Annotated in this window: 26 protein-coding genes and 2 pseudogenes; 12 read left to right on the top strand and 16 right to left on the bottom strand. The window is 51.0% G+C overall.

Annotation, left to right across the window (positions count from 1 at the left end; translation table 11 throughout):
* Positions 1–3: 3 nt before the first annotated feature.
* From appB to D9742_RS05200, 3 genes are all read left to right on the top strand, one after another.
* Complete coding sequence (gene appB, locus D9742_RS05210; protein ID WP_130236205.1) at positions 4–1,140, top strand: cytochrome d ubiquinol oxidase subunit II; 1,137 nt, start codon at positions 4–6, stop codon at positions 1,138–1,140.
* 12 nt (positions 1,141–1,152) lie between these two features.
* On the top strand, positions 1,153–1,245 hold the full coding sequence (gene cbdX / locus D9742_RS05205; RefSeq protein ID WP_032161491.1) for a cytochrome bd-II oxidase subunit CbdX: 93 nt from the start codon (positions 1,153–1,155) through the stop codon (positions 1,243–1,245).
* 81 nt (positions 1,246–1,326) lie between these two features.
* Positions 1,327–2,637: an AppA family phytase/histidine-type acid phosphatase gene (locus tag D9742_RS05200; protein WP_130236204.1), complete on the top strand. Its 1,311-nt coding sequence runs from the start codon at positions 1,327–1,329 to the stop codon at positions 2,635–2,637.
* On the opposite strand, the gene cspH is transcribed toward D9742_RS05200, so the two are convergent.
* Entirely contained in the window at positions 2,625–2,837 is a 213-nt protein-coding gene (cspH, locus tag D9742_RS05195) for a cold shock-like protein CspH (RefSeq protein ID WP_130236203.1), read from the bottom strand. The genes D9742_RS05200 and cspH overlap by 13 nt on opposite strands.
* Positions 2,838–3,121: 284 nt before the next feature.
* Here cspH and cspG point away from each other — a divergent pair, with 284 nt between their 5' ends.
* The 4 genes and pseudogenes from cspG (at position 3,122) to D9742_RS05175 (ending at position 3,900) form a co-directional block, all read left to right on the top strand.
* Positions 3,122–3,334: a cold shock protein CspG gene (gene cspG / locus D9742_RS05190; RefSeq protein WP_000066493.1), complete on the top strand. Its 213-nt coding sequence runs from the start codon at positions 3,122–3,124 to the stop codon at positions 3,332–3,334.
* A gap of 10 nt (positions 3,335–3,344) precedes the next feature.
* Positions 3,345–3,533 (top strand): cold-shock protein, encoded by a 189-nt coding sequence (locus D9742_RS05185; protein ID WP_130236306.1) that lies wholly within the window; start codon positions 3,345–3,347, stop codon positions 3,531–3,533.
* Positions 3,502–3,737, top strand: a pseudogene (gene ymcE, locus D9742_RS05180) (protein YmcE). Before D9742_RS05185 ends, ymcE begins: the two are co-directional and overlap by 32 nt.
* Positions 3,727–3,900 (top strand): addiction module toxin, GnsA/GnsB family, encoded by a 174-nt coding sequence (locus D9742_RS05175; RefSeq protein WP_130205410.1) that lies wholly within the window; start codon positions 3,727–3,729, stop codon positions 3,898–3,900. The pseudogene ymcE and the gene D9742_RS05175 overlap by 11 nt, the downstream one beginning before the upstream one ends.
* Positions 3,901–3,948: 48 nt before the next feature.
* On the opposite strand, the gene D9742_RS05170 is transcribed toward D9742_RS05175, so the two are convergent.
* Positions 3,949–5,022 (bottom strand): 4Fe-4S binding protein, encoded by a 1,074-nt coding sequence (locus tag D9742_RS05170; RefSeq protein WP_130236202.1) that lies wholly within the window; start codon positions 5,020–5,022, stop codon positions 3,949–3,951.
* Positions 5,023–5,162: 140 nt separating this feature from the next.
* Here D9742_RS05170 and torD point away from each other — a divergent pair.
* Positions 5,163–5,575, top strand: a pseudogene (torD, locus tag D9742_RS05165) (molecular chaperone TorD); the annotation flags it as partial.
* 154 nt (positions 5,576–5,729) lie between these two features.
* Here torD and cbpM read toward each other — a convergent pair.
* The 5 genes from cbpM to D9742_RS05140 form a co-directional block, all read right to left on the bottom strand.
* The gene (gene cbpM / locus D9742_RS05160; RefSeq protein ID WP_034167804.1) at positions 5,730–6,035 is read right to left on the bottom strand and encodes a chaperone modulator CbpM; all 306 of its coding nucleotides are present in this window, start codon (positions 6,033–6,035) and stop codon (positions 5,730–5,732) included.
* The gene (cbpA, locus tag D9742_RS05155; RefSeq protein WP_130236201.1) at positions 6,035–6,955 is read right to left on the bottom strand and encodes a curved DNA-binding protein; all 921 of its coding nucleotides are present in this window, start codon (positions 6,953–6,955) and stop codon (positions 6,035–6,037) included. Before cbpA ends, cbpM begins: the two co-directional genes overlap by 1 nt.
* Positions 6,956–7,168: 213 nt before the next feature.
* On the bottom strand, positions 7,169–7,525 hold the full coding sequence (locus D9742_RS05150) for a RidA family protein (RefSeq protein ID WP_130236200.1): 357 nt from the start codon (positions 7,523–7,525) through the stop codon (positions 7,169–7,171).
* Positions 7,522–8,775, bottom strand: a complete 1,254-nt coding sequence (locus tag D9742_RS05145; protein ID WP_130236199.1) for a D-amino acid dehydrogenase — start codon at positions 8,773–8,775, stop codon at positions 7,522–7,524. Before D9742_RS05145 ends, D9742_RS05150 begins: the two co-directional genes overlap by 4 nt.
* Before the next feature lie 50 nt (positions 8,776–8,825).
* The gene (locus D9742_RS05140; protein ID WP_130236198.1) at positions 8,826–9,740 is read right to left on the bottom strand and encodes a LysR family transcriptional regulator; all 915 of its coding nucleotides are present in this window, start codon (positions 9,738–9,740) and stop codon (positions 8,826–8,828) included.
* Between the two features lie 272 nt (positions 9,741–10,012).
* On the opposite strand from D9742_RS05140, the gene D9742_RS05135 reads away from it, so the two are divergent.
* The gene (locus D9742_RS05135; protein ID WP_130236197.1) at positions 10,013–11,446 is read left to right on the top strand and encodes a gluconate:proton symporter; all 1,434 of its coding nucleotides are present in this window, start codon (positions 10,013–10,015) and stop codon (positions 11,444–11,446) included.
* A 149-nt stretch (positions 11,447–11,595) separates the two neighbouring features.
* Positions 11,596–12,837 carry a bifunctional glucose-1-phosphatase/inositol phosphatase gene (gene agp / locus D9742_RS05130; RefSeq protein WP_130236196.1) on the top strand — a complete coding sequence of 414 codons (1,242 nt, stop codon included), beginning with the start codon at positions 11,596–11,598 and terminating at the stop codon, positions 12,835–12,837.
* 38 nt (positions 12,838–12,875) lie between these two features.
* On the opposite strand, the gene D9742_RS05125 is transcribed toward agp, so the two are convergent.
* Together D9742_RS05125 and wrbA are read right to left on the bottom strand one after the other, a co-directional pair.
* Entirely contained in the window at positions 12,876–13,103 is a 228-nt protein-coding gene (locus D9742_RS05125; protein ID WP_001143120.1) for a YccJ family protein, read from the bottom strand.
* A gap of 20 nt (positions 13,104–13,123) precedes the next feature.
* Positions 13,124–13,720 (bottom strand): NAD(P)H:quinone oxidoreductase, encoded by a 597-nt coding sequence (wrbA, locus tag D9742_RS05120; protein ID WP_001151442.1) that lies wholly within the window; start codon positions 13,718–13,720, stop codon positions 13,124–13,126.
* A 372-nt stretch (positions 13,721–14,092) separates the two neighbouring features.
* On the opposite strand from wrbA, the gene D9742_RS05115 reads away from it, so the two are divergent.
* The gene (locus tag D9742_RS05115) at positions 14,093–14,266 is read left to right on the top strand and encodes a general stress protein (protein ID WP_001273658.1); all 174 of its coding nucleotides are present in this window, start codon (positions 14,093–14,095) and stop codon (positions 14,264–14,266) included.
* An 82-nt stretch (positions 14,267–14,348) separates the two neighbouring features.
* Here the strand turns inward: D9742_RS05115 and rutG are convergent, their stop codons facing one another.
* From rutG to rutA, 7 genes are read right to left on the bottom strand one after another with little or no spacing between them, the layout of a single operon-like run.
* Positions 14,349–15,677 carry a pyrimidine utilization transport protein G gene (gene rutG / locus D9742_RS05110; protein WP_130236195.1) on the bottom strand — a complete coding sequence of 443 codons (1,329 nt, stop codon included), beginning with the start codon at positions 15,675–15,677 and terminating at the stop codon, positions 14,349–14,351.
* 20 nt (positions 15,678–15,697) lie between these two features.
* Complete coding sequence (gene rutF / locus D9742_RS05105) at positions 15,698–16,192, bottom strand: NADH-dependent FMN reductase RutF (protein ID WP_001028095.1); 495 nt, start codon at positions 16,190–16,192, stop codon at positions 15,698–15,700.
* Positions 16,193–16,202: 10 nt separating this feature from the next.
* Positions 16,203–16,793 (bottom strand): malonic semialdehyde reductase, encoded by a 591-nt coding sequence (locus D9742_RS05100; protein WP_130236194.1) that lies wholly within the window; start codon positions 16,791–16,793, stop codon positions 16,203–16,205.
* Positions 16,794–16,802: 9 nt separating this feature from the next.
* Positions 16,803–17,603, bottom strand: coding sequence for a pyrimidine utilization protein D (rutD, locus tag D9742_RS05095; protein WP_130236193.1), 801 nt, complete (start codon positions 17,601–17,603; stop codon positions 16,803–16,805).
* Between the two features lie 7 nt (positions 17,604–17,610).
* Entirely contained in the window at positions 17,611–17,997 is a 387-nt protein-coding gene (rutC, locus tag D9742_RS05090) for a 3-aminoacrylate deaminase (protein WP_001126780.1), read from the bottom strand.
* A gap of 11 nt (positions 17,998–18,008) precedes the next feature.
* Entirely contained in the window at positions 18,009–18,701 is a 693-nt protein-coding gene (gene rutB, locus D9742_RS05085; RefSeq protein ID WP_001307708.1) for a peroxyureidoacrylate/ureidoacrylate amidohydrolase RutB, read from the bottom strand.
* On the bottom strand, positions 18,701–19,792 hold the full coding sequence (gene rutA / locus D9742_RS05080; RefSeq protein WP_001612785.1) for a pyrimidine utilization protein A: 1,092 nt from the start codon (positions 19,790–19,792) through the stop codon (positions 18,701–18,703). The genes rutB and rutA overlap by 1 nt, the downstream gene beginning before the upstream one ends.
* A 287-nt stretch (positions 19,793–20,079) precedes the next feature.
* Here rutA and rutR point away from each other — a divergent pair, with 287 nt between their 5' ends.
* Positions 20,080–20,718, top strand: a complete 639-nt coding sequence (rutR, locus tag D9742_RS05070; protein ID WP_000191701.1) for an HTH-type transcriptional regulator RutR — start codon at positions 20,080–20,082, stop codon at positions 20,716–20,718.
* The last annotated feature ends 39 nt before the right edge of the window (positions 20,719–20,757 follow it).

Raw genomic sequence — 20,757 nt, 5'->3', positions numbered from 1 at the left:
GTCATGTTTGATTATGAAACATTACGGTTCATCTGGTGGCTGCTGATGGGCGTCATCCTGGTGGTCTTTATGGTCACCGACGGATTTGATATGGGGATCGGTTGTCTGCTGCCACTGGTGGCGCGTGACGATGATGAACGCCGGATAGTGATCAACAGCGTTGGCGCTCACTGGGAAGGCAACCAGGTCTGGCTAATCCTTGCAGGTGGGGCATTATTTGCCGCCTGGCCCAGAGTCTATGCAGCGGCGTTTTCTGGCTTTTATGTGGCGATGATCCTGGTGCTGTGCTCGCTGTTCTTCCGCCCGTTAGCTTTTGATTATCGCGGCAAAATAGCAGATGCCCGCTGGCGCAAAATGTGGGATGCCGGTCTGGTCATTGGTAGTCTGGTCCCGCCAGTGGTCTTTGGTATTGCGTTCGGTAACTTGTTACTTGGCGTGCCGTTTAGCTTCACGCCACAATTACGCGTGGAGTATCTCGGTAGCTTCTGGCAGTTGCTGACGCCATTCCCCTTATTATGCGGCTTGCTCAGTCTGGGTATGGTGATTTTGCAAGGGGGCGTCTGGTTACAGCTGAAAACCGTCGGCGCTATTCATCTGCGTTCACAACTGGCGACCAAACGCGCCGCGCTGCTGGTGATGCTCTGCTTTTTGCTGGCGGGTTACTGGCTGTGGGTCGGTATTGATGGCTTTGTGTTACTCGCCCAGGATGTCAACGGTCCGTCCAACCCATTGATGAAAATGGTGGCGGTATTGCCAGGCGCCTGGATGAATAACTTCGTCGAATCACCTGTCTTGTGGATCTTCCCACTGCTCGGTTTCTTCTGCCCGTTACTGACGGCGATGGCAATTTATCGTGGCCGCCCCGGTTGGGGATTTCTGATGGCGTCATTGATGCAATTTGGCGTGATTTTCACCGCTGGCGTTACGTTGTTTCCATTTGTTATGCCTTCGAGTATCAGTCCGATATCCAGCCTGACCGTGTGGGACAGTACCTCCAGCCAACTGACACTTAGCATTATGTTAGTAATTGTACTGATATTTTTGCCAATAGTGTTGCTCTACACTCTATGGAGCTACTACAAAATGTGGGGTCGTATGACGACTGAAACTCTTCGCCGTCACGATCATGAGCTGTACTAAGGAGCATGAACAATGTGGTATCTATTGTGGTTCGTCGGCATTTTGTTGATGTGTTCGCTCTCTACCGTTGTGTTGGTATGGCTGGATCCGCGCCTGAAGGGATGACTTGGCGCACAACGAACTTAGGCCTGATGCGACGCGTCGCATCAGGCAATAATGTCGGATATGAACAACGGAAACATATCGATGAAAGCGATCTTGATCCCATTTTTATCTCTTCTGATTCCGTTAACCTCGCCCTCTGCATTCGCTCAGAGTGAGTCGGAACTGAAGCTGGAGCGAGTAGTGATTGTCAGCCGTCATGGCGTGCGTGCGCCCACTAAAGCCACGCCACTCATGCAGGATGTCACTCCAGACACATGGCCTGACTGGCCGGTGAAATTGGGCTGGCTGACCCCGCGTGGCGGTGAACTGGTCACTTATCTTGGGCATTATCAACGCCAACGCCTGGTCGCTGACGGTTTGCTGGCAAAAAATGGCTGCCCGAAACCTGATCAGGTTGCGATTATTGCGGATGTCGATGAACGTACGCGTAAAACAGGAGAAGCCTTTGCTGCCGGGCTGGCACCCAACTGTAGGATTACAGTCCATACCCAGCCAAATACTTCCCAGCCCGATCCCCTGTTTAATCCCCTTAAAACTGGCGTTTGCCAACTGGATAAGACCAACGTTACCGCGACTATTCTCAGTAGAGCAGGGGGATCGATAGCTGAGTTTACCGAGCATCGGCAAACAGCATTTCGCGAACTGGAGCAGGTTCTCAATTTCCAACAATCAAAACTGTGCCTGAAACAAGACAATCAGGACGAAAGTTGTACGCTGACTCAGGCATTGCCGTCCGAACTCAAAGTGAGTGATGACAATGTAACTCTGACCGGTGCGGTAAGCCTGGCTTCAATGCTGACGGAGATATTTCTCCTGCAACAGGCGCAGGGAATGCCGGAACCTGGCTGGGGGCGAATTACGGATTCACACCAGTGGAACACCTTGCTAAGTCTGCATAATGCGCAGTTTTATTTGCTGCAACGGACACCAGAGGTTGCCCGTAGTCGCGCCACGCCGTTGTTGGATTTGGTTCTGATGGCGCTGACGCCAAATAACACGCAAGAACAGGTTTATGGCGTGACATTACCCACTTCACTGCTATTTATTGCCGGACACGACACTAATCTGGCGAATCTGGGGGGCGCGTTAGAGCTTAGCTGGACGCTACCAGGTCAGCCGGATAATACCCCACCGGGGGGCGAGCTGGTTTTTGAACGTTGGCGGCGACTTAGTGATAACAGCCAGTGGATTCAGGTATCGCTGGTATTCCAGACCCTACAGCAGATGCGTGACAAAACTCCGCTGTCGCTAAAAACACCGCCGGGTGAAGTGAAGCTAACGTTGGCCGAGTGTGGCGAAAGAAACGCGCAGGGCATGTGTTCGTTGGCAGGTTTTACGCAAATTGTGAATGAAGCAGGCATTCCGGCATGCTCTCTCCATCAGGACAAATAAACATTTGCCGCTGAGGGGCCACGCAGGCCATTGACGCGGCAAAATTCCACGCGTAACCCTGGGGTGAGCACTTCTGCGTCGCGGGGGGGGAATGCGGAAATATGGACCTGGACTTCTTTACGACCGTCGGAGGGGATGATGAATCCTTTGCCGCTTTTGCGATCAAAGGTTTTGACAATTCCTGTCATTTTACGGGACAAACAAATTCCTTACTGATAAATCTGCGCTGCACTATACGGTCTAAATAAAATAAAGCCAGTTTTATTTAAGACCGCTGGACGGCCAAAATAAAGTTTGCTTAATCTTATTTATCATGCGTTAATAGCTGCGTCGGTTTGAAAGACAGACAGCATACAAAGTAGTTTACTAAAGCAGTTCTCATTATCAGGCATTATCCCCTTCTTTTGAGTCTCTCTCCTGAACACTAAGTAGTTTCTGTATTAAAGCCCTGTTTGCCGAAAGGCCCAAAATGAAGGAAGTAAATATGTCTAATAAAATGACTGGGTTAGTAAAATGGTTTAACGCAGATAAAGGTTTCGGATTTATCACTCCTGATGATGGCAGCAAGGACGTTTTCGTCCATTTCACCGCCATCCAGAGCAATGAATTCCGCACGCTGAACGAAAATCAGAAAGTCGAATTTTCTATTGAGCAGGGGCAACGCGGTCCCTCGGCAGCGAACGTTGTTACGCTCTAAGGTTGCCGTTATTACTCAGCATCTCCATTTCCGCTGTCCATGTTGTCATGGTTCACAGTACCGCACATCAGCATTTGATGTGACGGAGCGAAACCCTTTAGGTGCAAAGTGTATTTTCTGCAAATCGACGATGATCACGTTTGATAACATCGCATTGCAAATACGCACTGACCAGGCACCACTGGATTTCACCAAATAATATCAGGCTCCCTTGTGGAGCCTTTTTTATATCTGGCTTATTTTTCCTCAACTCTGTATGTATAATAAGCGATAACCTGTTGATTATTGAATCTTTCAGGGAGATGGCTTATAACATTTCTTACCTGACCAGGTACCGGGAACCAACACCTTACTGGCGTGTTGCTGTCTTTTAAGACCAGAAGAGGTTAACAGTGAATATTGAAGAGCTAAAAAAACAAGCCGAAACGGAAATCTCAGATTTTATCGCGCAAAAAATCGCCGAGTTTAACAAGAACACAGGGAAAGAAGTCTCTGAAATTCGCTTCACCGCGCGGGAGAAAATGACCGGGCTTGAAAGTTATGATGTCAAAATCAAAATAATGTGATTTTGCGAACATCACCCCGTGCGAGGTGATGTTCCGCTTGTTGCTAATTTAGTGACCAATTATTGGCGCTTGTGGAATTAAGCGTCGGTACAAATCCTCTGGCACTGGGCTTTGCCATACTCCCGCATACATCGCATAAGCAATCACCGCGAACATAATGCCTAAGACCAGTAGTGCCATGAGCCAGCCAGACAAGGCAAAGACCTTTTTATTTGCTGCAGGTTTTTGCAGCGAAAAGGTCAATGTAGAGGCCACCGGGCACGACTCCACGCAGGTCATACAACCGGTACATTCCACCGTTCGTACCTGAATTAATTTATCGACCGGGATCCGTGATGGGCAATTTTTCGCACATTTACCGCAGTCGATACAGCTTTCGGCATTGCGACGAATCTTAAACGGCGATAATAGCGAAACCAGTCCCATTAGCGCGCCATACGGGCAGAGATAACGACACCAGGCATGGCGAATAAACAGGCTGGCAATCAGCAAAACCGTCACACTGATTAATGTCGCTTTCCCCATATGGCGAAAGAAATCGAGCATTTTAACGTCCATCACCACGCTATAAGGCGATAGCATAAAATAGTGAATCGCCTGGGCGGGCATGAATAACGCGATATAAAGAAAAAAGCTTAATAGCAAATATTTCACCGCGCGTAGAGGAATATCCAGCCAGCGGGGAGGGGCGAATTGCCGACCAAACAGTTTTTTTCCGAGATCGCCAATTAATTCAGAGAGCGTACCAACAGGGCATAGCCACGAACAAAAGGCTTTTTTCAGCAGTAAGCTGATAATGATAAAAGCGACCAATAACAGCATCGCGGCGGCGTGTACGGAAGGTAACTGACCTGTTGCAAGGCTGTATTTCAGATTCATCAGACCAGCAATCGGCAGCCAACCTTCAATGCCACCCGGTCTGGCGACAAATGCCGTATTACCTGCCGTTTCGTAATAGCGCACCCAGTACCAAAAGGTGACGGCAATATAAATATTGATTGCCAACAGTAATAATTGCGTCGCTTTACGCCAGGTCGTGGCATTGCGCCAGTCATTCCACGGTAATTTACCGCCCGTCGTGCCTGGCCGTCGCTGCCAGCGGATTCTTTTTTTCTCTGTCATAATTTTGCCCGCCCGTTAAGTTGCATACCAAATGCCACTATTCTAAGTTTTCTTAACGGGATGATATTGATTCACATCGGGTTCGGGGCGTTCTTATTCAGCCACTGTTCCAGGGCCGCGATGCTACGAGTAATTTCTTCGCGTTGACGGTACGTGAAGATGCCTGCCTGGAGCTGGCTGCGGACTTTTGCAGCTTGTTTCTGATGACCGACAAGCAGGCGGCGCTGCCGTATGCTTCGGCGTATCAGCAGGACCCACAGGTGATCAAAGGCTTACTGGCTGAGGCTGGGATGGACACCAGTGACAATTTCAACGAACCAGCAGATCATCTGGCGATTTATCTTGAGTTGTTGAGTCATCTGCATTTTGCTCGGGGAGAGGGGTTATATCAGCACAAAGAGTTGACAAGTTGCGGCAAAAAACACTGACGGCGCTGCGGCAATGGTTACCGGAGTTTGCTGTGCGTTGCCATCAGTATGACAGCTTTGGTTTTTACGCCGCACTAAGCCAGTTATTGCTTGCGATAACCAACAGAGATAATGCCGATTGGTAGACCTGATAAGACGCGTTAAGCGTCACATCAGGCATTATGGCACCGTCGCCGGATGCGGCGTGAACGCCTTATCCGGCCTACGGGAACAATGATCTTTGTGGGCCGGATAAGATGCGTCAGCATCGCATCCGGCAGCCAGTTCCGGCAAACACACTCACGGGTGAGCAACAAACCGGGAAAGCCGCTGGCGCAGCAGGCGGTTTTCCTGTTTCAGATGCGCAATATCATCCATTAATGTCAGCGCCACCGCGATCCCCGGCCAATCCAGCGCCAGCTCATTACGCAGCCGTACCGCCCGTTGTACAACGGTCGCGGCATGATCATCAAACACCCAGGATGTAGCCTGAATCTCGCGCGGTTCAACCACGCCCAAGCCGACTATTTCATTCAACTCCTCTTCAGAAACGCCGGTATGCAGGCAAAACTCGGTAATGGTAAAAGTCACCGTAACATGAGCCATTATGCTTTCCCCCAATCTTTGCGTGGATCAAAAGACGACTGGGCGTCTGCCAGTTGTTGCCACAGCGCGGCAGTATTTTCATCCGGTTTCGGCGGCATGACGATTTTCAGTACCGCATACAAGTCACCAGTCTGTTTTTTGCTTACCAGACCTTTGCCTTTCACACGTAAACGTTGTCCGGCCTGACTACCCGCCGGGATAGTCAGCAGAATGCTCTCTTTCAATGTTGGAACCGTAACTTTGCCCCCTAAAGCGGCTTCCCAGGGCGCAACAGGCACTACGATCTCCAGATCCTGACCTACAACATCAAACAAGGGATGGGGAGCGATATGAATAATCAGCCACAAATCACCATTTGGTCCGCCATTCTCACCTGGAGTGCCCTGGCCTTTCAGACGAATACGTTGACCGTTGCCAACGCCTGCCGGAATTTTTACATTGAGAGTTTTCGGGATCTCCTGCTCGACCATGCCAAAGGCATTGTAGACAGGCAGGTTATAACTGATAGTCCGTTTATGTTCGCTGAGTGTCTCTTCAAGGAAAACGGGCACTTCAATTTCGATATCATGGCCACGCGTAGCCGGACGTTGACGTGCCTGGCGAGCATGTTGACCAAAGATCGACGAGAAAATATCGTCAAAATCTTCGGCATTAAAGCTTTGCCCATCACCATGATGGAATTGACGGTTGAATTGTGGATCGTTGCGATGCTGCCACATCTGATCATACTCAGCGCGACGCTGTTCATCGCTTAACACTTCCCAGGCTTCAGCGACCTCTTTGAAGCGGGCTTCGGCATCGGGCTCTTTGCTGACATCAGGATGGTATTTGCGGGCCAGTCGACGATAGGCGGTCTTGATTGTCTTGAGATCGTCCGTCGGTTTCACGCCCATGATGGCGTAATAATCCTTTAATTCCATAGCGTTATCTCGCGTAAATCAATACAGACAAAGGGAAACCCCTGACAAGGTATCAGCGTTAAGTGTAGGGGAAATCAGAAAAAATCGTAGGCCAGTGATAAAAACATAACTAAAAATGATATTTTCAGCCTGAATTTTGGCAGGTAAAAGAGGGGACGTTTAACCTTCATAGATGCCCCATGACGACGTTGTCAGGGGGCTAAAAATGGTGACTTATCCTGCTTTTACCGCAGTGATCATCACTTCAACCAGAATCTCCGGGCGGGCCATCTCAGCCTGTACGGTAGCGCGAGCCGGGCTATGTCCTTCTGGCAGCCAGCTTACCCATACGTCGTTGAAATCGGCAAAATCGCGGGTGATATCTTTTAGCCATACCTGAGCGGACAAGAGATGAAATTTATCACTGCCAGCTTCAGCAAGTAATGCGTCGATTTTCTCCAGCACTTCGCGCGTTTGTTGCGCGATGTCAGGAGTATTGCTCTTCGGTGTCTGGCCGGAGAGAAATACAAGATTGCCATATTCCACACTGGCAGCAAGACGAGGTTGTGGGTTATTACGTTTGATATTCAAGCTGATTGGCTCCATGTCAGTCCATCAAGTGAAATTGCGGGATCTTCGCCCGACAGCAGAGCGCCTAACACCACGGCACTACCCGCCGCCAGCGTAAAGCCCAGACTGCCCTGACCAAGATTCATCCACAGATTTTGATACTTCGTCCGTCCTAATAGTGGCGGACCCGCAGGGGTGGATGGACGCATCCCAGTCCATAATTCGGCATCATCGATGCCTTGTAGTTGCGGAAAACTGGAAGCTACGATCTGTTTTAAGGCGTCAATGCGTTCGGGGCGGAGTTCATTACCGTCATAGCCAATATCGACCATAGCGGCGATACGTAACCGCTCACCGAGACGGGCATAGACAATTTTATGACCATAGTCGGTGACACTGATTTGCGGGGCGATCCCCATTTCTTGTGGAAAGGGGAGCGTCAGACTGTAACCTTTCAGACCGCAGATCGGTACGTGAGTCCCGGTTTCGGCAAGTAAATGCTTACTGCCATTACCCGCGGCAACGACATAATCATCCGCAACCAGCGTTCCTGTGCTGGTGGTAATGGAATCAATGCGCTCGCCTTTTTTATTCAACTGCAAAACTTCACAATCGGTTTGTAGCGAAAAATTTGTGCTGGCATTAAGTTTGGCAAGTAATGCCTGGCAGAACTTATAGCAGTCCGCCGTTTCATCGCCGGGGGAGTAAATACCGCCACACAATGAATGACCAATATGTTTTAGTGCTGGTTCAAGGTGAACGCACTCTTCGCGTGATAAAGCCTGTTGAAATTGCGGATTAATGCCTTTTGCCGCTTTGGCTAAATCTTGCGGGCGGCGATGAATAATCAGTTTGCCAGAACGGCGCCAGTGAAAATCATCAAGATTGTCCTCCAGCAGCCACTCTTCCATGACCTGACGACTTAACAGTGATAAACGTAATATATGATCGCCATTGAGTTTATTTGTCCGGCTATTGCAGGCCAGTAAAAATTCCAGCAACCAGCGCCACTGGCTAAATGACATGCGCAAACGCATATTCAGGGGAGAGTTGCTTTTCCCCATCCATTTAAGCCCCTGCATCGGTACGCCTTTGTCCGCCAGAGGAGCAACGTAGCGATAACTGAGCTGCCCACCATTAGCGAAACTGGTGGCGACACCTGCCTGACTGTTGCGTTCTAACAATTGCACCTGATGGCCCTGTTTTACCAGCACCCAGGCTGTCGCCAGACCAATTACCCCACCGCCAATAATTACAATGCGTTTTTTCATCACCTGAGATATCCACCGCTAATAAATGCGTTGGGGTTATGTCAAAGCATTTAGGTCTGAGGAGCAATTGACTTTTTATTTTCAGGGTATAACTCAAGGTTAATGGCTCGCAGCTGGAGACGTAATTGCTGACAAAGGAAATCGACAAATTTTTGTGTAATAGGGCTAAGTGAAACGTCGGCACGGCGTAGCAAGCAAAGATCAATTTTCATTGGAGGTTCGATGGGGTGAATCGTCTCTGCCGGGAGGTTATGACGGGCAGAGAAAATATCGGTAATACTGCATCCCATTCCCCGTTTTACAAATTCCGTGGCCATGTAATAGGTCTGGACATTCAGGCGCGTCGTCAAAAAATCACGTCGTTTAGCTATTGCATCGGAAAGGGAATGAGGGCCGGGAGAAATCCAGCGTTGTTGGTCAATCTTGTCTATTTCTACTGCGCCCTGGCGATAGTCCCGGTCTATATAAACCAGCGGAACTTCAGCTATCAACGTCGTCATAATTTCCCCCTGTTGAATCGGCTGTAGCGTCAGGGCCAGATCAATCTCACGCAGATCAAGTTTCTTAACCAGCGTTTCAGTGTGCTCTGTCGTCAGTGTCATTATCAGATTCGCATTCTGCTGGTAAAACGTAGTGACTATTTCTGGCACCAGACTTAATCCCAGGCTTGGCAGGCATCCCAGGGCTATTCTGGCTCGCGGATCTCGCGTCAGGTTATCGGCCAGTAGTCGCAGGTTGTCGAGTTCGTGATAAATCGACTGCGCTTTTTCAAAAAGTGTGATCGCTTCGCTGGTCGGAAGAAGCTTGCCACGTACTCGCTGAAAGAGCTGAAAACCGAGTTTTTGCTCAGCGTTTTTTAACGCTTTACTGGCGGCTGGCTGGGAAATATTCAGCGATTCCGCTGCCCGTGAAAGTGTCCCGCATGTCATCACGGCATAGAAGATTTCCAGGTGGCGCAGTTTCATTAAGAGTTAACCCAGAGTTATAGACGGTAGATAAAAAGTCATTTCATGGTAACACTAAGTTAACATAAATTTAATCTGTAACGCCTGTTCTGGTAACAATGTGTTATATGCCCACCTAAAGGGGTTAATTACGAACTCAGAATAATACCTGTAGTACCCGGACAAACCCTCAGTGCATTTTGCTAACAATAATAACGAGGGGGGATATTTTCTGAGCTGTCCAAATATATCGGCTGATATTGAAAGTCGATTCGATGGGGTTAAGGAGTTATATGAGTGACTCAATGCTCGCTGGTGGTTCGCTAACCAGACAAAATATCACCAAAAAGAATGTCATTATTGGCTTGTTGTTGATTGCATTTTTACTGACAGCGTTCTGGTGTCAGGGGCGTCCAGGTAATGAACTCGGACTGCTTGGTTTTACACCACTGGTGGCGTTAGCGGTACTCTCGTTGATAGGCGTCGATATTGTTCTTGCAGTTATTTCATCGATTATTATTGCGATGATAATGACCTCCACCGGCTTACCTGAAATGGGCACCATGCTGGCAAAATCGACAGGATCATTTATCGCCACTGTTGGTCTGATCATCATGCTTGGCGCCGGTGTCGGAGAAGTGGCAACACGTACCGGAGCCGCCGTTGAACTGGTCAAATTTGTGGTGCATCGTATCGGGCTTTCCAGCCAGACACGGGTCAAATTTGGCATCGTCGTCTCATCCATTCTCATCTGTGGCGCGCTGGGCACAATGGCAGGTGGTAATGCCATTATTGTTGCAGTGATTATTCCTGTCGCGGCGGCAGTACGGCTGACACCGCCGACGGTGGCAGCACTGATGATGACGGCGGGGTCTGTGGGATTGTTTACCGGGCCATTTACTCCCAGCACTGTAACGATTTTACAACTCGGCGGCCTGACTTATCCGCAATACCTGATGTACGTCGGGCTACCTATGAGCGCCGTGACATTATTTGCTGGCTGGATCATGGCCGGGCGAATTCAGAAGATGACGGAAGGAAAATTACACTACGAAGTGGATCTCTCAGAGAAAACTCAGGATGAAGAAGATCCTGCCCGCGATCGTCGTCGCAAACTCAGTGCCCTGGCATTTGCGGCAACCATTATTGTGATGGCGATTATCGGTGTAGTGATAAAAGCAGGTTTTAGTTTTGCCATTATCGTTATGCTGTTGGTGGCGTTGATCACCGGGCTGGTGGGCGGATTAAGCCCAACCGGGATCCTGCAAGCGCTGTATAAAGGTTGTGGCAGACTGGTGTGGATGTTTCTGCTCTACTGGCTGTACAACCCGATTCTGGAACTTATGGATAGCCTGCAGGCGTATCAGGGATTGCTCGAATACACCCAACCACTGTTAAACGGGATATCTCCGGCATGGCTTTGCTTTTGTATTTTTGCCTTTAACATTATCGGTCATGTGCCAGGTGCTGCTGTTGCTCAGATGACCTTCACGCATAAAATATTTGGTCCGATGTTGATGGCTGCGGGTGTGCCGCCACAGGGGACAACGGCGGTATTATTAGCCTCATCGCAAGTGGACTGGTTTGGGCCTTTCCCTTCATCAGATATGTTTGGTCAAATGGGCCTGGCGCAATCTACTCACCTGAAATATATGCTTTATAACGGTTGGGCCATTGTCATTGCCAATATCATTCTTTTTGCCTTGCTGTTTCAGGTATTAGTTTAACGATACAAACCAGGCGATAGCGCGACTACTGTCCGTTATCGCCTGACGGTTTCCCGCCTCGTCATCTGCCAATTTGCGAACCTGTTCCCGGAAAAATGTCATATTTCTGTCACACTCTTTAATCATTGATGACAAAAGAGGTGCGAGGAATGAAAAAAACAGTAATCGCCGCAGCTGTGGCAGGGATGGTTTTACTCTCTTCGAATGCGCAGGCCCAGACCACACCGGAAGGCTATCAGCTACAGCAAGTGCTACTCATGAGCCGTCATAACTTACGTGCGCCTCTGGCAAATAATGGCAGTGTGCTTGAGCAGTCGACGCCGAATAAATGGCCGGAGTGGGATGTTCCTGGTGGACAACTCACGACCAAAGGCGGCGTGCTGGAAGTGTATATGGGTCATTACATGCGTGAGTGGCTGGCAGAGCAGGGAATAGTGAAAACGGGTGAATGCCCGCCAGCAGATACTGTTTACGCTTACGCCAATAGCTTGCAACGTACCGTCGCTACTGCACAATTTTTTATCACAGGTGCATTTCCGGGGTGTGACATTCCTGTCCATCACCAGGAAAAAATGGGCACCATGGACCCAACCTTTAATCCGGTAATTACCGATGATTCTGCCGCCTTCAGTGAGCAGGCAGTAGCGGCAATGGAGAAAGAGCTTAGTAAACTCCAGCTTACCGACAGCTACCAGTTACTGGAAAAAATCGTTAACTATAAAGATTCCCCTGCCTGTAAAGAGAAGCAACAGTGTTCTCTGGTGGATGGCAAAAATACCTTTAGCGCGAAGTATCAACAAGAACCAGGTGTTTCCGGGCCGCTGAAAGTCGGCAACTCGCTGGTAGATGCGTTTACTTTGCAATACTACGAAGGTTTCCCGATGGATCAGGTGGCGTGGGGAGAAATCAAATCTGACCAGCAGTGGAAGGTATTGTCGAAGCTGAAAAACGGCTACCAGGATAGCCTGTTTACCTCACCGGAAGTGGCGCGCAATGTTGCGAAACCGCTGGTCAGTTATATCGACAAAGCGCTGGTGACAGATCGCGCCAGTGCACCAAAAATCACGGTGTTGGTTGGACACGACTCAAACATTGCCTCTCTGTTAACGGCGCTGGATTTCAAACCGTACCAGTTGCATGACCAGAACGAACGCACGCCGATTGGCGGCAAAATCGTTTTCCAGCGTTGGCATGACAGCAAAGCCAATCGTGATTTGATGAAAATCGAGTATGTGTACCAGAGTTCGGAACAGTTGCGTAATGCCGACGCGTTAACGTTGCAGGCTCCGGCTCAGCGCGTGACGCTTGAACTTACCGGCTGCCCGATAGATGCCAACGGTTTTTGCCCGATGGATAAGTTTGATAGCGTATTAAATGAAGCGGTGAAATAACGGAACACTCCCCCGCGAGAAGCGGGGGAGTTTCAGGATTAAACGTTTTTACGTTCGATGGTCTGTTCGCCCCAAAAAAGCGAATCTTTATCGGTTTTAGCAAAGGCTTTGACTAACACTTCATCGCTACCTTCTTCCCAAATTTTTTCCGCCATTTTTTCGTCATACCCGGCGACTTCAAAAATGGCCTCGGCTATTTCCGGCGACGTATTGCGCAGAGATGCCCATTCACCCACGTGATGAGCCTTCGCTTCTTGAGTTGGCATGCGTATCCTCCTGTTGAAGATTAGCCGTTAAGTTTAACTGCCAGACCAGCGACATATTCCCCTTGATAACGTGCAATAGAAAGCTCTTCCTGGCTGGGTTGGCGTGAACCGTCACCGCCTGCAATGGTGGTTGCGCCGTACGGCGTTCCGCCGCGAACCTGCGAGACGTCAAAAAGTTCCTGCGCTGCGTAGCCAATAGGGACAATCACCATGCCGTGGTGCGCAAGTGTCGTCCAGGTGGATGTGATGGTTTGTTCCTGACCGCCGCCGGTGCCGGTAGAGCTAAAGACGCTCGCCAGTTTGCCGTACAGCGCGCCAGAAGCCCATAAGCCGCCAGTCTGGTCGAGGAAAGTACGCATTTGCCCGGACATATTGCCAAAGCGGGTTGGCGTACCAAAAATAATGGCGTCGTAATCGGCCAGTTCTTGCGGAGTTGCAACGGGGGCAGTTTGTGTTTTACCGCCTGCTTTTTCGAATAATTGCGGCTGCATGGTTTCCGGTACACGCTTAACAACAACTTCTGCGCCATCGACTTTGCTTGCGCCTTCAGCAACTGCGCGCGCCATCGTTTCGATATGTCCGTACATGGAATAATAAAGCACCAGAACTTTAGCCATTTCTAACCACTCCTCGTGTTATCTCTATTCCGTAGCGATTCGCTACCACTCTTTTAAAGATAAGACGTCCTTTTCAGAGTGCAAATTTCACAACCACTTATTTGATTTATAACAATTTTCACAAGCGCGTAAATTTGTCGCAAAATGATACATTTTTATCCCATAGCGTTTTTTTAATCATAAGAGAGGCTTATGGATAATTATTGGAAATGATATCTATTCTCGCTCAGAACCTGTTGCAGGATATTACCAAACGCGGGTCCACCCGCGTCAGTTCACTAAGCTTAGACCCACGTAGCGAAAATATGGCAGCCGCCATACGCCGCGTTAATTCTATGCAATATGATGTCTATACCCAGACGGAGGTCAGTAATGGCAAACCATCGAGGCGGTTCCGGCAATTTTGCAGAAGACCGCGAAAGAGCATCAGAAGCAGGTAAAAAAGGTGGACAGCACAGCGGGGGTAATTTCAAGAATGATCCGCAGCGCGCATCTGAAGCAGGTAAAAAAGGTGGCAAGAGCAGTCACGGCAAAAGCGACAACTAGCCGGGCTAATCAATGACGAATGCATTTTTTTCTTAAGCTCGTCAAAAAGTCATCACCGCCGGTAATCCCGGCGGTTTTCTGTTTATGGCTCCTGATGAACAACTTCTGGCGGTGGAACGTCAACCAACCTTCTGCTTAATAACGCATTGAGTAAAATCGCGCCAAAGGTTGCTGTACCGATCCCTCCCAACGTAAAACCGCCCAGCGTGAGAGCAAAATCACCCGCGCCCAGCACTAACGTTACCGCGACCATTATCAAATTACCGTTCTGGTTTAAATCCACACGGTTTTGTACCCAGATCCGCGCGCCTGCGACGGCAATCAGCCCGAACACAACAATTGATGCACCGCCAATCACCGCGGCCGGAATGGTATGAATCAGCGCGCCAAATTTCGGTGAAAAGCCCAATAGCATGGCGATGACGGCAGCAGCGACAAACACCAGCGTCGAGTAGACTTTTGTCACGGCCATTACACCGATATTCTCGGCGTAGGTGGTTACGCCGCTGCCACCGACAGAACCAGAAAGCATCGTCGCCAGCCCATCACCGACGAATGCCCGTCCCATATACGGATCCATATTGCGTCCGGTCATCCCGGCGACCGCCTTGAGATGACCTAAGTTTTCCGCCACCAGAATCACCGCCACGGGCGCAATCAGCATCATTGCCTGACCATTAAAAGCAGGAGTGGAAAAATGTGGCAAACCGAACCAGGCAGCATGGCTGACGAGAGTAAAATCGACGGCTTTTCCCAGCCCTAAAACGTTGGTCATCACGCCATACAGCAGACAGGCGACAATTAATCCTACAAGAATCAATAACCGCTGGATCATGCCACGGGTAAACACCGCCACCAGCCCAATACACAGCACCGTCATTACCGCCATCCAGCTATCAAAGCCTGAAGCCGATACACTTTTTACCGCGATAGGCGCTAAGTTCAGGCCAATCGCCATCACCACCGCACCCGTCACCACCGGCGGCATTAGCCGTTCAATCCAGCGCGTGCCGATTTTCACCACCACCAGGCCAATGACGGTATAAACCAGCCCACAGGCGATAATCCCGCCCAGCGCGATGCTGATATTCGGGTTAATCCCCTGGCCGTTAAAGCCCGTTGCAGCAATCACCACACCAACAAAAGCCGCGCTGGAACCGAGATAACTGGGAACGCGTCCTCCGGTAATAAAGAAAAACAGTAACGTGCCGATCCCCGACATTAAAATGGAAAGATTGGGATCCAGCCCCATCAGAATCGGCATTAACACCGTCGCGCCAAACATCGCCACCGCGTGTTGAACGCCCATTATTGCCGTCTGAGCAAACGGCAATCGTTCATCCGGCGCGACCACGCCGCTCTCTGTAGAGGTCGATTTTAACTGCCAGTGAGGAAGACCGAACATTGCCATCAGCTGTCTCCTTAAGGAGGTTAACAAGCAGGGCGCATCAGCGCGTGATAACTGCGATCGAACCACACCAGCCCGTAGGGTGTGGCGTGACGATGAATCGCTTCGATGGCGCAAAACAAAATGTCGTGGGTGCCGACGCTCACCACCTGGCTGATACGGCAGTCAAACGAAACCAGCGCCTCTTCCAGTTGCGGGCATCCGGTCACACCAGTCTGCCAGCGGGCGGCGGCAAAGCGGTGTTCCATGGGCGTTTTGCCGCCAAAAAGGTTTGAAAGCGGCTCCTGCCCGGCGCTAAGTGTATTTACACACAGCGTTCGATTTTCATTGAATACCGGCCAGACGGACGCCCCACGATTCAGGCACACCAGTAATGTGGGCGGCGTATCGGTCACGCTGCAGACCGCGCTGGCGGTGAACCCGGCGCGCCCGGCTGGACCGTCCGTGGTGATGATATTGACCGCCGCGCCCATACAGGACATCGCATCGCGAAAGGTTTGTTGATCAACTATGTTCATAGTTTGCTCCTTACAACAGCCCGCAGGCTTCTTCAAAGGACAGACGTGGCAGGCGCGCAAAAAGTTTGCTGCTATCGCCATAGCCGATATTAATCAGCAGATTGCTCTTCAGCGTGCTGCCTGCAAAAAAAGCGTCGTCTACGTGTTGACGATCAAAACCCGACATCGGGCCGGTATCCAGTCCCAGCGCACGGCAGGCGATGATCAGATAAGCCGCCTGCATGGAACTGTTGCGAAACGCTGTTTCTTCGGCAAGTTGTGGGCTGGAGGTAAACCAAATGCGGGCATCGCCGTGAGGAAACAGTTGCGGTAATCGTTCATAAAATTCACTGTCCCATGCGACGATAGCGGTGACGGGCGCGGTCAGGGTTTTTTGCAGATTGCCGCTGGAAAGCGCCCGGCGCAGACGTTCTTTTCCTTCTGCAGTGCGGATAAACACGATACGTGCCGGAGAACAGTTAGCTGATGTCGGCCCCCATTTCATCAGGGCATAAAGCTCCCGTAACGTCTCATCGCTGACGGGTGTCTCCCGCCAGCCGTTGTGAGTGCGGGCATCGGTGAACAGGGTGCTAAGCGCACCTGGGCTAACGGCTTCGTTCATAGCAATTCCTTACAGGGCGGCTTCACGGTGATGTAACAGGCTGGCAAGCCCGTTGAGTAACAGAGCATTAAACGTTTCGGGATCGGTCACGTTGCAGGCGTGTCCGCCATAGCGCATCACCATTTTCTGGCTATCGGGCAGGGCGGCATGAAGTTCACTGGAACATGCTGATGGCACCAGCAGATCATCACTGGCGCAGATGATTTGCACCGGGCAGCGGATGCGATCCGCATGGTGACTAAAGTCAGCGCGTTTGAGGGCGTTAAGTCGACGCAGTAAATTATTTTTGCCCTGAAAATGCGCCAGTGCCAGCGCGTCTTCTGCTTCCAGGCGAGGTGCGCGGGCCGCCATCCAGTCGGAGGGATAGAGGAACAACGGCTGCGCTTCCACCCATGCCTGCGCGCCGCCGCTATACAGTAATCGTTCGCGAACCTGAAAACAGCGGCGCGTATGGGCGTTTATTCGTAGCCAGCCGTTAACGCTGACCAGTGCTCTGACCGATGCGGGATAATCCAGCGCCAGCTGCATTCCCACCAGCGCACCGAGCGCATGGCCGACCACTGCGTAATGCTCAATCCCTGCGGCTACCAGCGCCTGATGCAGTTCCGCTGCCATCTGGGTGATACTGTAATCTTCTGCCAGCGTGTCGGGATTATTGCCGGTGCCGCGCTGGTCGTAACAGACTACCTGATACTCCTGCTCCAGCACTGCCAGTTGCGGCAACCAGTAACTGCCGCTACCGCCAAGACCCGAAATCAACACCACTACGGGCGCATCAGCATAAGGGAGAGGTGAGAGTGAAAGTTTCATCGCGGCCTCACTTGGCGATATGCGCAATCGTGGCGATTTCCACCAGCGCGTCAGGTTTTACCAGTCCGCACTGAATGCAGAATCGCGCCGGTTTGTCACCCGGGAAAAACTCGGCATAGATTTCGTTAATCGCGGCGTAATTTTTCCAGTCGGTAATAAAGATGCTGTTGAAGGTCACATCCGCCATCGTGCCACCCGCCGTCTCGATCACCTTGCGGATAGTTTCCAGAACGTGGCGGGTTTGCGCCTTTGGGTCATCGGCAAACAGCACGTTATTATGTTGATCAAAAGCCAGCGTACCGGAGACATACACCACGCCATCAGCCAGCGTGCCGGGAACGAAGGGGGCCAGCGGTGCGCTGCTGCCAGCGGGAATAATTACGGATTTTGGCATCGTTAAACTCCTTAAGCGATACGAGCAAAGGACGTGGGAGAAAGCGCGTCGCAGAACGTTTCGACGTCGCTGACCCAGCCAAAAAAGGTTTCGATATTGAACAACGCGGCTTTCTGTGCAAATTCCGGCCCCGCCTGGTGTGTTGCGTCTTCCAGCACCACGCCGAAATACTCCAGAAAAAAGCCATCGCGTAGCGTCGATTCGACGCAGACGTTGGTAGCGATGCCGGTGAAAACCAGATGGCGTATTCCGCGGCTGCGCAAAATGCTGTCCAGCGGCGTATTGAAGAAACCGCTGTAGCGCGGCTTCGGCAGCACAATATCGCCAGGTTGCGGCACCAGTTCATCCACCAGTTGATAATCCCAGGAGCCTTTCGCCAGCAATTTCCCCTGTAGCTGCGGCTGCTTACGCATGGTTTTCAAGGCGTTCGATTTATGAAAATTCGGTGAGCCGGGGCCGCCAGCCTCGACATACTGTTCATCCCAGCCATTTTGAAACCAGATGATCAACATCCCTGCCGCTCGCGCTGCGGTCACGGCGGTTTGAATGTTGGCAATGACCGGGCGAGTGGTTGAGACATCAAACCCGGCGAGATCTAAGTAGCCGCCTGGCGTGGCATAGGCGTTTTGCATATCCACCACGATCAGCGCACTTTGCTGCGGATCGAAGGTAATGGCTTCCGGTCGAGCGGTTAAGGTTGTCATCATGCCACCTCCTGAGTCAGCACAGGGAGATGGGCGCGGCACTGCATCAGTGGTTGAATGCGCTCGCCGAAGGTTTCGATTCCCGACAGAAAATCGTCGAAGGTTAACAGCACGCCTTCGGCACCAGGCACGCTTGCGACTTCATCTAACATGCGCGCGACACTGGCGTAAGAACCGACTAACGTCCCCATATTGATGTTTACTGCCGAAGTGGGATCGGCCATCTGACGGACGTTGGTGTCAGTACCGGAGCGGGTATCTTTCTGACTTTGCTCGGTTAGCCAGCTTAACGCCTCTTCATCCGCGCCCGCTTTGTAGTGTTCCCATTTGGCACGAGCGGCATCGTCGGTTTCATCGGCAATCACCATAAACAACACATAAGAGCCAACGTCGCGCCCGGTTTGCTCTGCGGCCTGTTTCATCCGCGCAGCGGTCGGGGCGAAAGCCGTGGGCGTATTTACGCCTTTGCCGAAACAGAAGTTGAAATCGGCATACTGGGCGGAGAACGCCATGCCAGCGTCGCTTTGCCCGGCGCAGATCACTTTCATGGGTACACTCGGTTGCGGACTGACGCGACAATCATTCATGGTGAAAAAATCGCCTTTAAAATCGCTTTTCCCCGAGCCCCACAGGTCGCGCAGCACCTGAACATATTCGGTGAGATAGTCGTAACGACGGGAGAAATAGTCATCGCCAGGCCAGATACCCATCTGCTCATACTCGGGCTTTTGCCAGCCAGTCACGAGGTTGACGCCAAAACGCCCGCCAGAGATGGAGTCGATGGTTGCCGCCATACGGGCGACGATTGCCGGAGGTAACGTTAAGGTGGCGGCAGTGGCGTAAATCTGAATGCGCGAGGTCACGGCTGCCAGTCCCGCCATCAAGGTGAACGACTCAAGGTTGTGATCCCAGAACTCAGTTTTGCCGCCAAAGCCACGCAGTTTGATCATCGACAGGGCGAAATCGAAATGGTAGTGCTCCGCTTTTTGCACGATGGCTTTATTCAGTTCAAAGGTCGGCATGTACTGCGGCGCGTGGGTCGAAATGAGCCAGCCGTTGTTGCCAATAGGTACGAATACGCCAATTTTCATCATTAACCTCTCTTCGTCTCGTAAAGTGAAAGTCAGACGGGGCGCTGCATCCTGCATATCCTTTTCAGCCGCGTATTGGCTTGTTTGCAAAGCGGATGCCAGTTTTTAAAAAGGGAGTGTTATTAATGTGTTAACATCGCGTTATCTAAAATGTCTGGTAAAAAGTGGACTAAACGGTCAAAACAGTTGCACATAAAACATGCATCTGTGCGCGATGAGAGTGCAGAAGGTCGAGGCCGGGCGGGGGTTTTGCTATCCTGTTGCCAATCTACAAGAGGGGAGAGCGCATGACGCAAGGCGCAGTGAAAACAACGGGTAAACGTTCGCGCGCAGTAAGCGCGAAGAAAAAAGCGATTCTTAGCGCAGCACTGGACACTTTTTCACAATTCGGTTTTCACGGCACACGGCTGGAGCAGATCGCAGAGTTGGCGGGTGTTTCAAAAACCAATCTGCTGTATTACTTTCCGTCAAAAGAGGCGCTGTATATTGCCGTGCTGCGGCAGATTCTCGATATCTGGCTGGCACCGTTAAAAGCGTTTCGTGAAGATTTCGCCCCGCTGGCGGCGATCAAAGAGTACATCCGTCTGAAGCTGGAAGTCTCACGCGATTATCCGCAGGCTTCGCGCCTGTTCTGTATGGAGATGCTGGCAGGCGCGCCGCTGTTAATGGATGAACTGACGGGCGATTTGAAGGCATTAATTGATGAGAAATCGGCGCTGATTGCCGGTTGGGTCAAAAGCGGCAAACTCGCGCCGATTGATCCGCAGCATTTGATTTTTATGATTTGGGCTTCCACTCAACATTACGCCGATTTCGCCCCTCAGGTGGAGGCGGTGACAGGCGCAACGTTGCGCGATGAGGTATTTTTCAATCAAACGGTTGAAAACGTGCAGCGGATTATTATTGAGGGGATTCGACCACGCTAATGATGCCGGAGGAAGGTGTAACATCCTCCGGCTACCTGT

The organism is Escherichia sp. E1V33, assembly GCF_004211955.1.
Taxonomy (GTDB): Bacteria; Pseudomonadota; Gammaproteobacteria; order Enterobacterales; family Enterobacteriaceae; genus Escherichia.
Note: the sequence above shows the minus strand (reverse complement) of the source record. Positions and strands in the feature narration are given on the sequence as shown.

Coding starts and splice junctions, on each gene's coding strand:
- appB (WP_130236205.1), top strand. CDS start 4: ATGTTTGATTATGAAACATTACGGTTCATCTGGTGGCTGCTGATGGGC.
- cbdX (WP_032161491.1), top strand. CDS start 1,153: ATGTGGTATCTATTGTGGTTCGTCGGCATTTTGTTGATGTGTTCGCTC.
- D9742_RS05200 (WP_130236204.1), top strand. CDS start 1,327: ATGAAAGCGATCTTGATCCCATTTTTATCTCTTCTGATTCCGTTAACC.
- cspG (WP_000066493.1), top strand. CDS start 3,122: ATGTCTAATAAAATGACTGGGTTAGTAAAATGGTTTAACGCAGATAAA.
- D9742_RS05170 (WP_130236202.1), bottom strand. CDS start 5,022: ATGACAGAGAAAAAAAGAATCCGCTGGCAGCGACGGCCAGGCACGACG.
- cbpM (WP_034167804.1), bottom strand. CDS start 6,035: ATGGCTCATGTTACGGTGACTTTTACCATTACCGAGTTTTGCCTGCAT.
- cbpA (WP_130236201.1), bottom strand. CDS start 6,955: ATGGAATTAAAGGATTATTACGCCATCATGGGCGTGAAACCGACGGAC.
- D9742_RS05145 (WP_130236199.1), bottom strand. CDS start 8,775: ATGAAAAAACGCATTGTAATTATTGGCGGTGGGGTAATTGGTCTGGCG.
- D9742_RS05140 (WP_130236198.1), bottom strand. CDS start 9,740: ATGAAACTGCGCCACCTGGAAATCTTCTATGCCGTGATGACATGCGGG.
- D9742_RS05135 (WP_130236197.1), top strand. CDS start 10,013: ATGAGTGACTCAATGCTCGCTGGTGGTTCGCTAACCAGACAAAATATC.
- agp (WP_130236196.1), top strand. CDS start 11,596: ATGAAAAAAACAGTAATCGCCGCAGCTGTGGCAGGGATGGTTTTACTC.
- D9742_RS05125 (WP_001143120.1), bottom strand. CDS start 13,103: ATGCCAACTCAAGAAGCGAAGGCTCATCACGTGGGTGAATGGGCATCT.
- wrbA (WP_001151442.1), bottom strand. CDS start 13,720: ATGGCTAAAGTTCTGGTGCTTTATTATTCCATGTACGGACATATCGAA.
- D9742_RS05115 (WP_001273658.1), top strand. CDS start 14,093: ATGGCAAACCATCGAGGCGGTTCCGGCAATTTTGCAGAAGACCGCGAA.
- rutG (WP_130236195.1), bottom strand. CDS start 15,677: ATGGCAATGTTCGGTCTTCCTCACTGGCAGTTAAAATCGACCTCTACA.
- rutF (WP_001028095.1), bottom strand. CDS start 16,192: ATGAACATAGTTGATCAACAAACCTTTCGCGATGCGATGTCCTGTATG.
- D9742_RS05100 (WP_130236194.1), bottom strand. CDS start 16,793: ATGAACGAAGCCGTTAGCCCAGGTGCGCTTAGCACCCTGTTCACCGAT.
- rutD (WP_130236193.1), bottom strand. CDS start 17,603: ATGAAACTTTCACTCTCACCTCTCCCTTATGCTGATGCGCCCGTAGTG.
- rutC (WP_001126780.1), bottom strand. CDS start 17,997: ATGCCAAAATCCGTAATTATTCCCGCTGGCAGCAGCGCACCGCTGGCC.
- rutB (WP_001307708.1), bottom strand. CDS start 18,701: ATGACAACCTTAACCGCTCGACCGGAAGCCATTACCTTCGATCCGCAG.
- rutA (WP_001612785.1), bottom strand. CDS start 19,792: ATGAAAATTGGCGTATTCGTACCTATTGGCAACAACGGCTGGCTCATT.
- rutR (WP_000191701.1), top strand. CDS start 20,080: ATGACGCAAGGCGCAGTGAAAACAACGGGTAAACGTTCGCGCGCAGTA.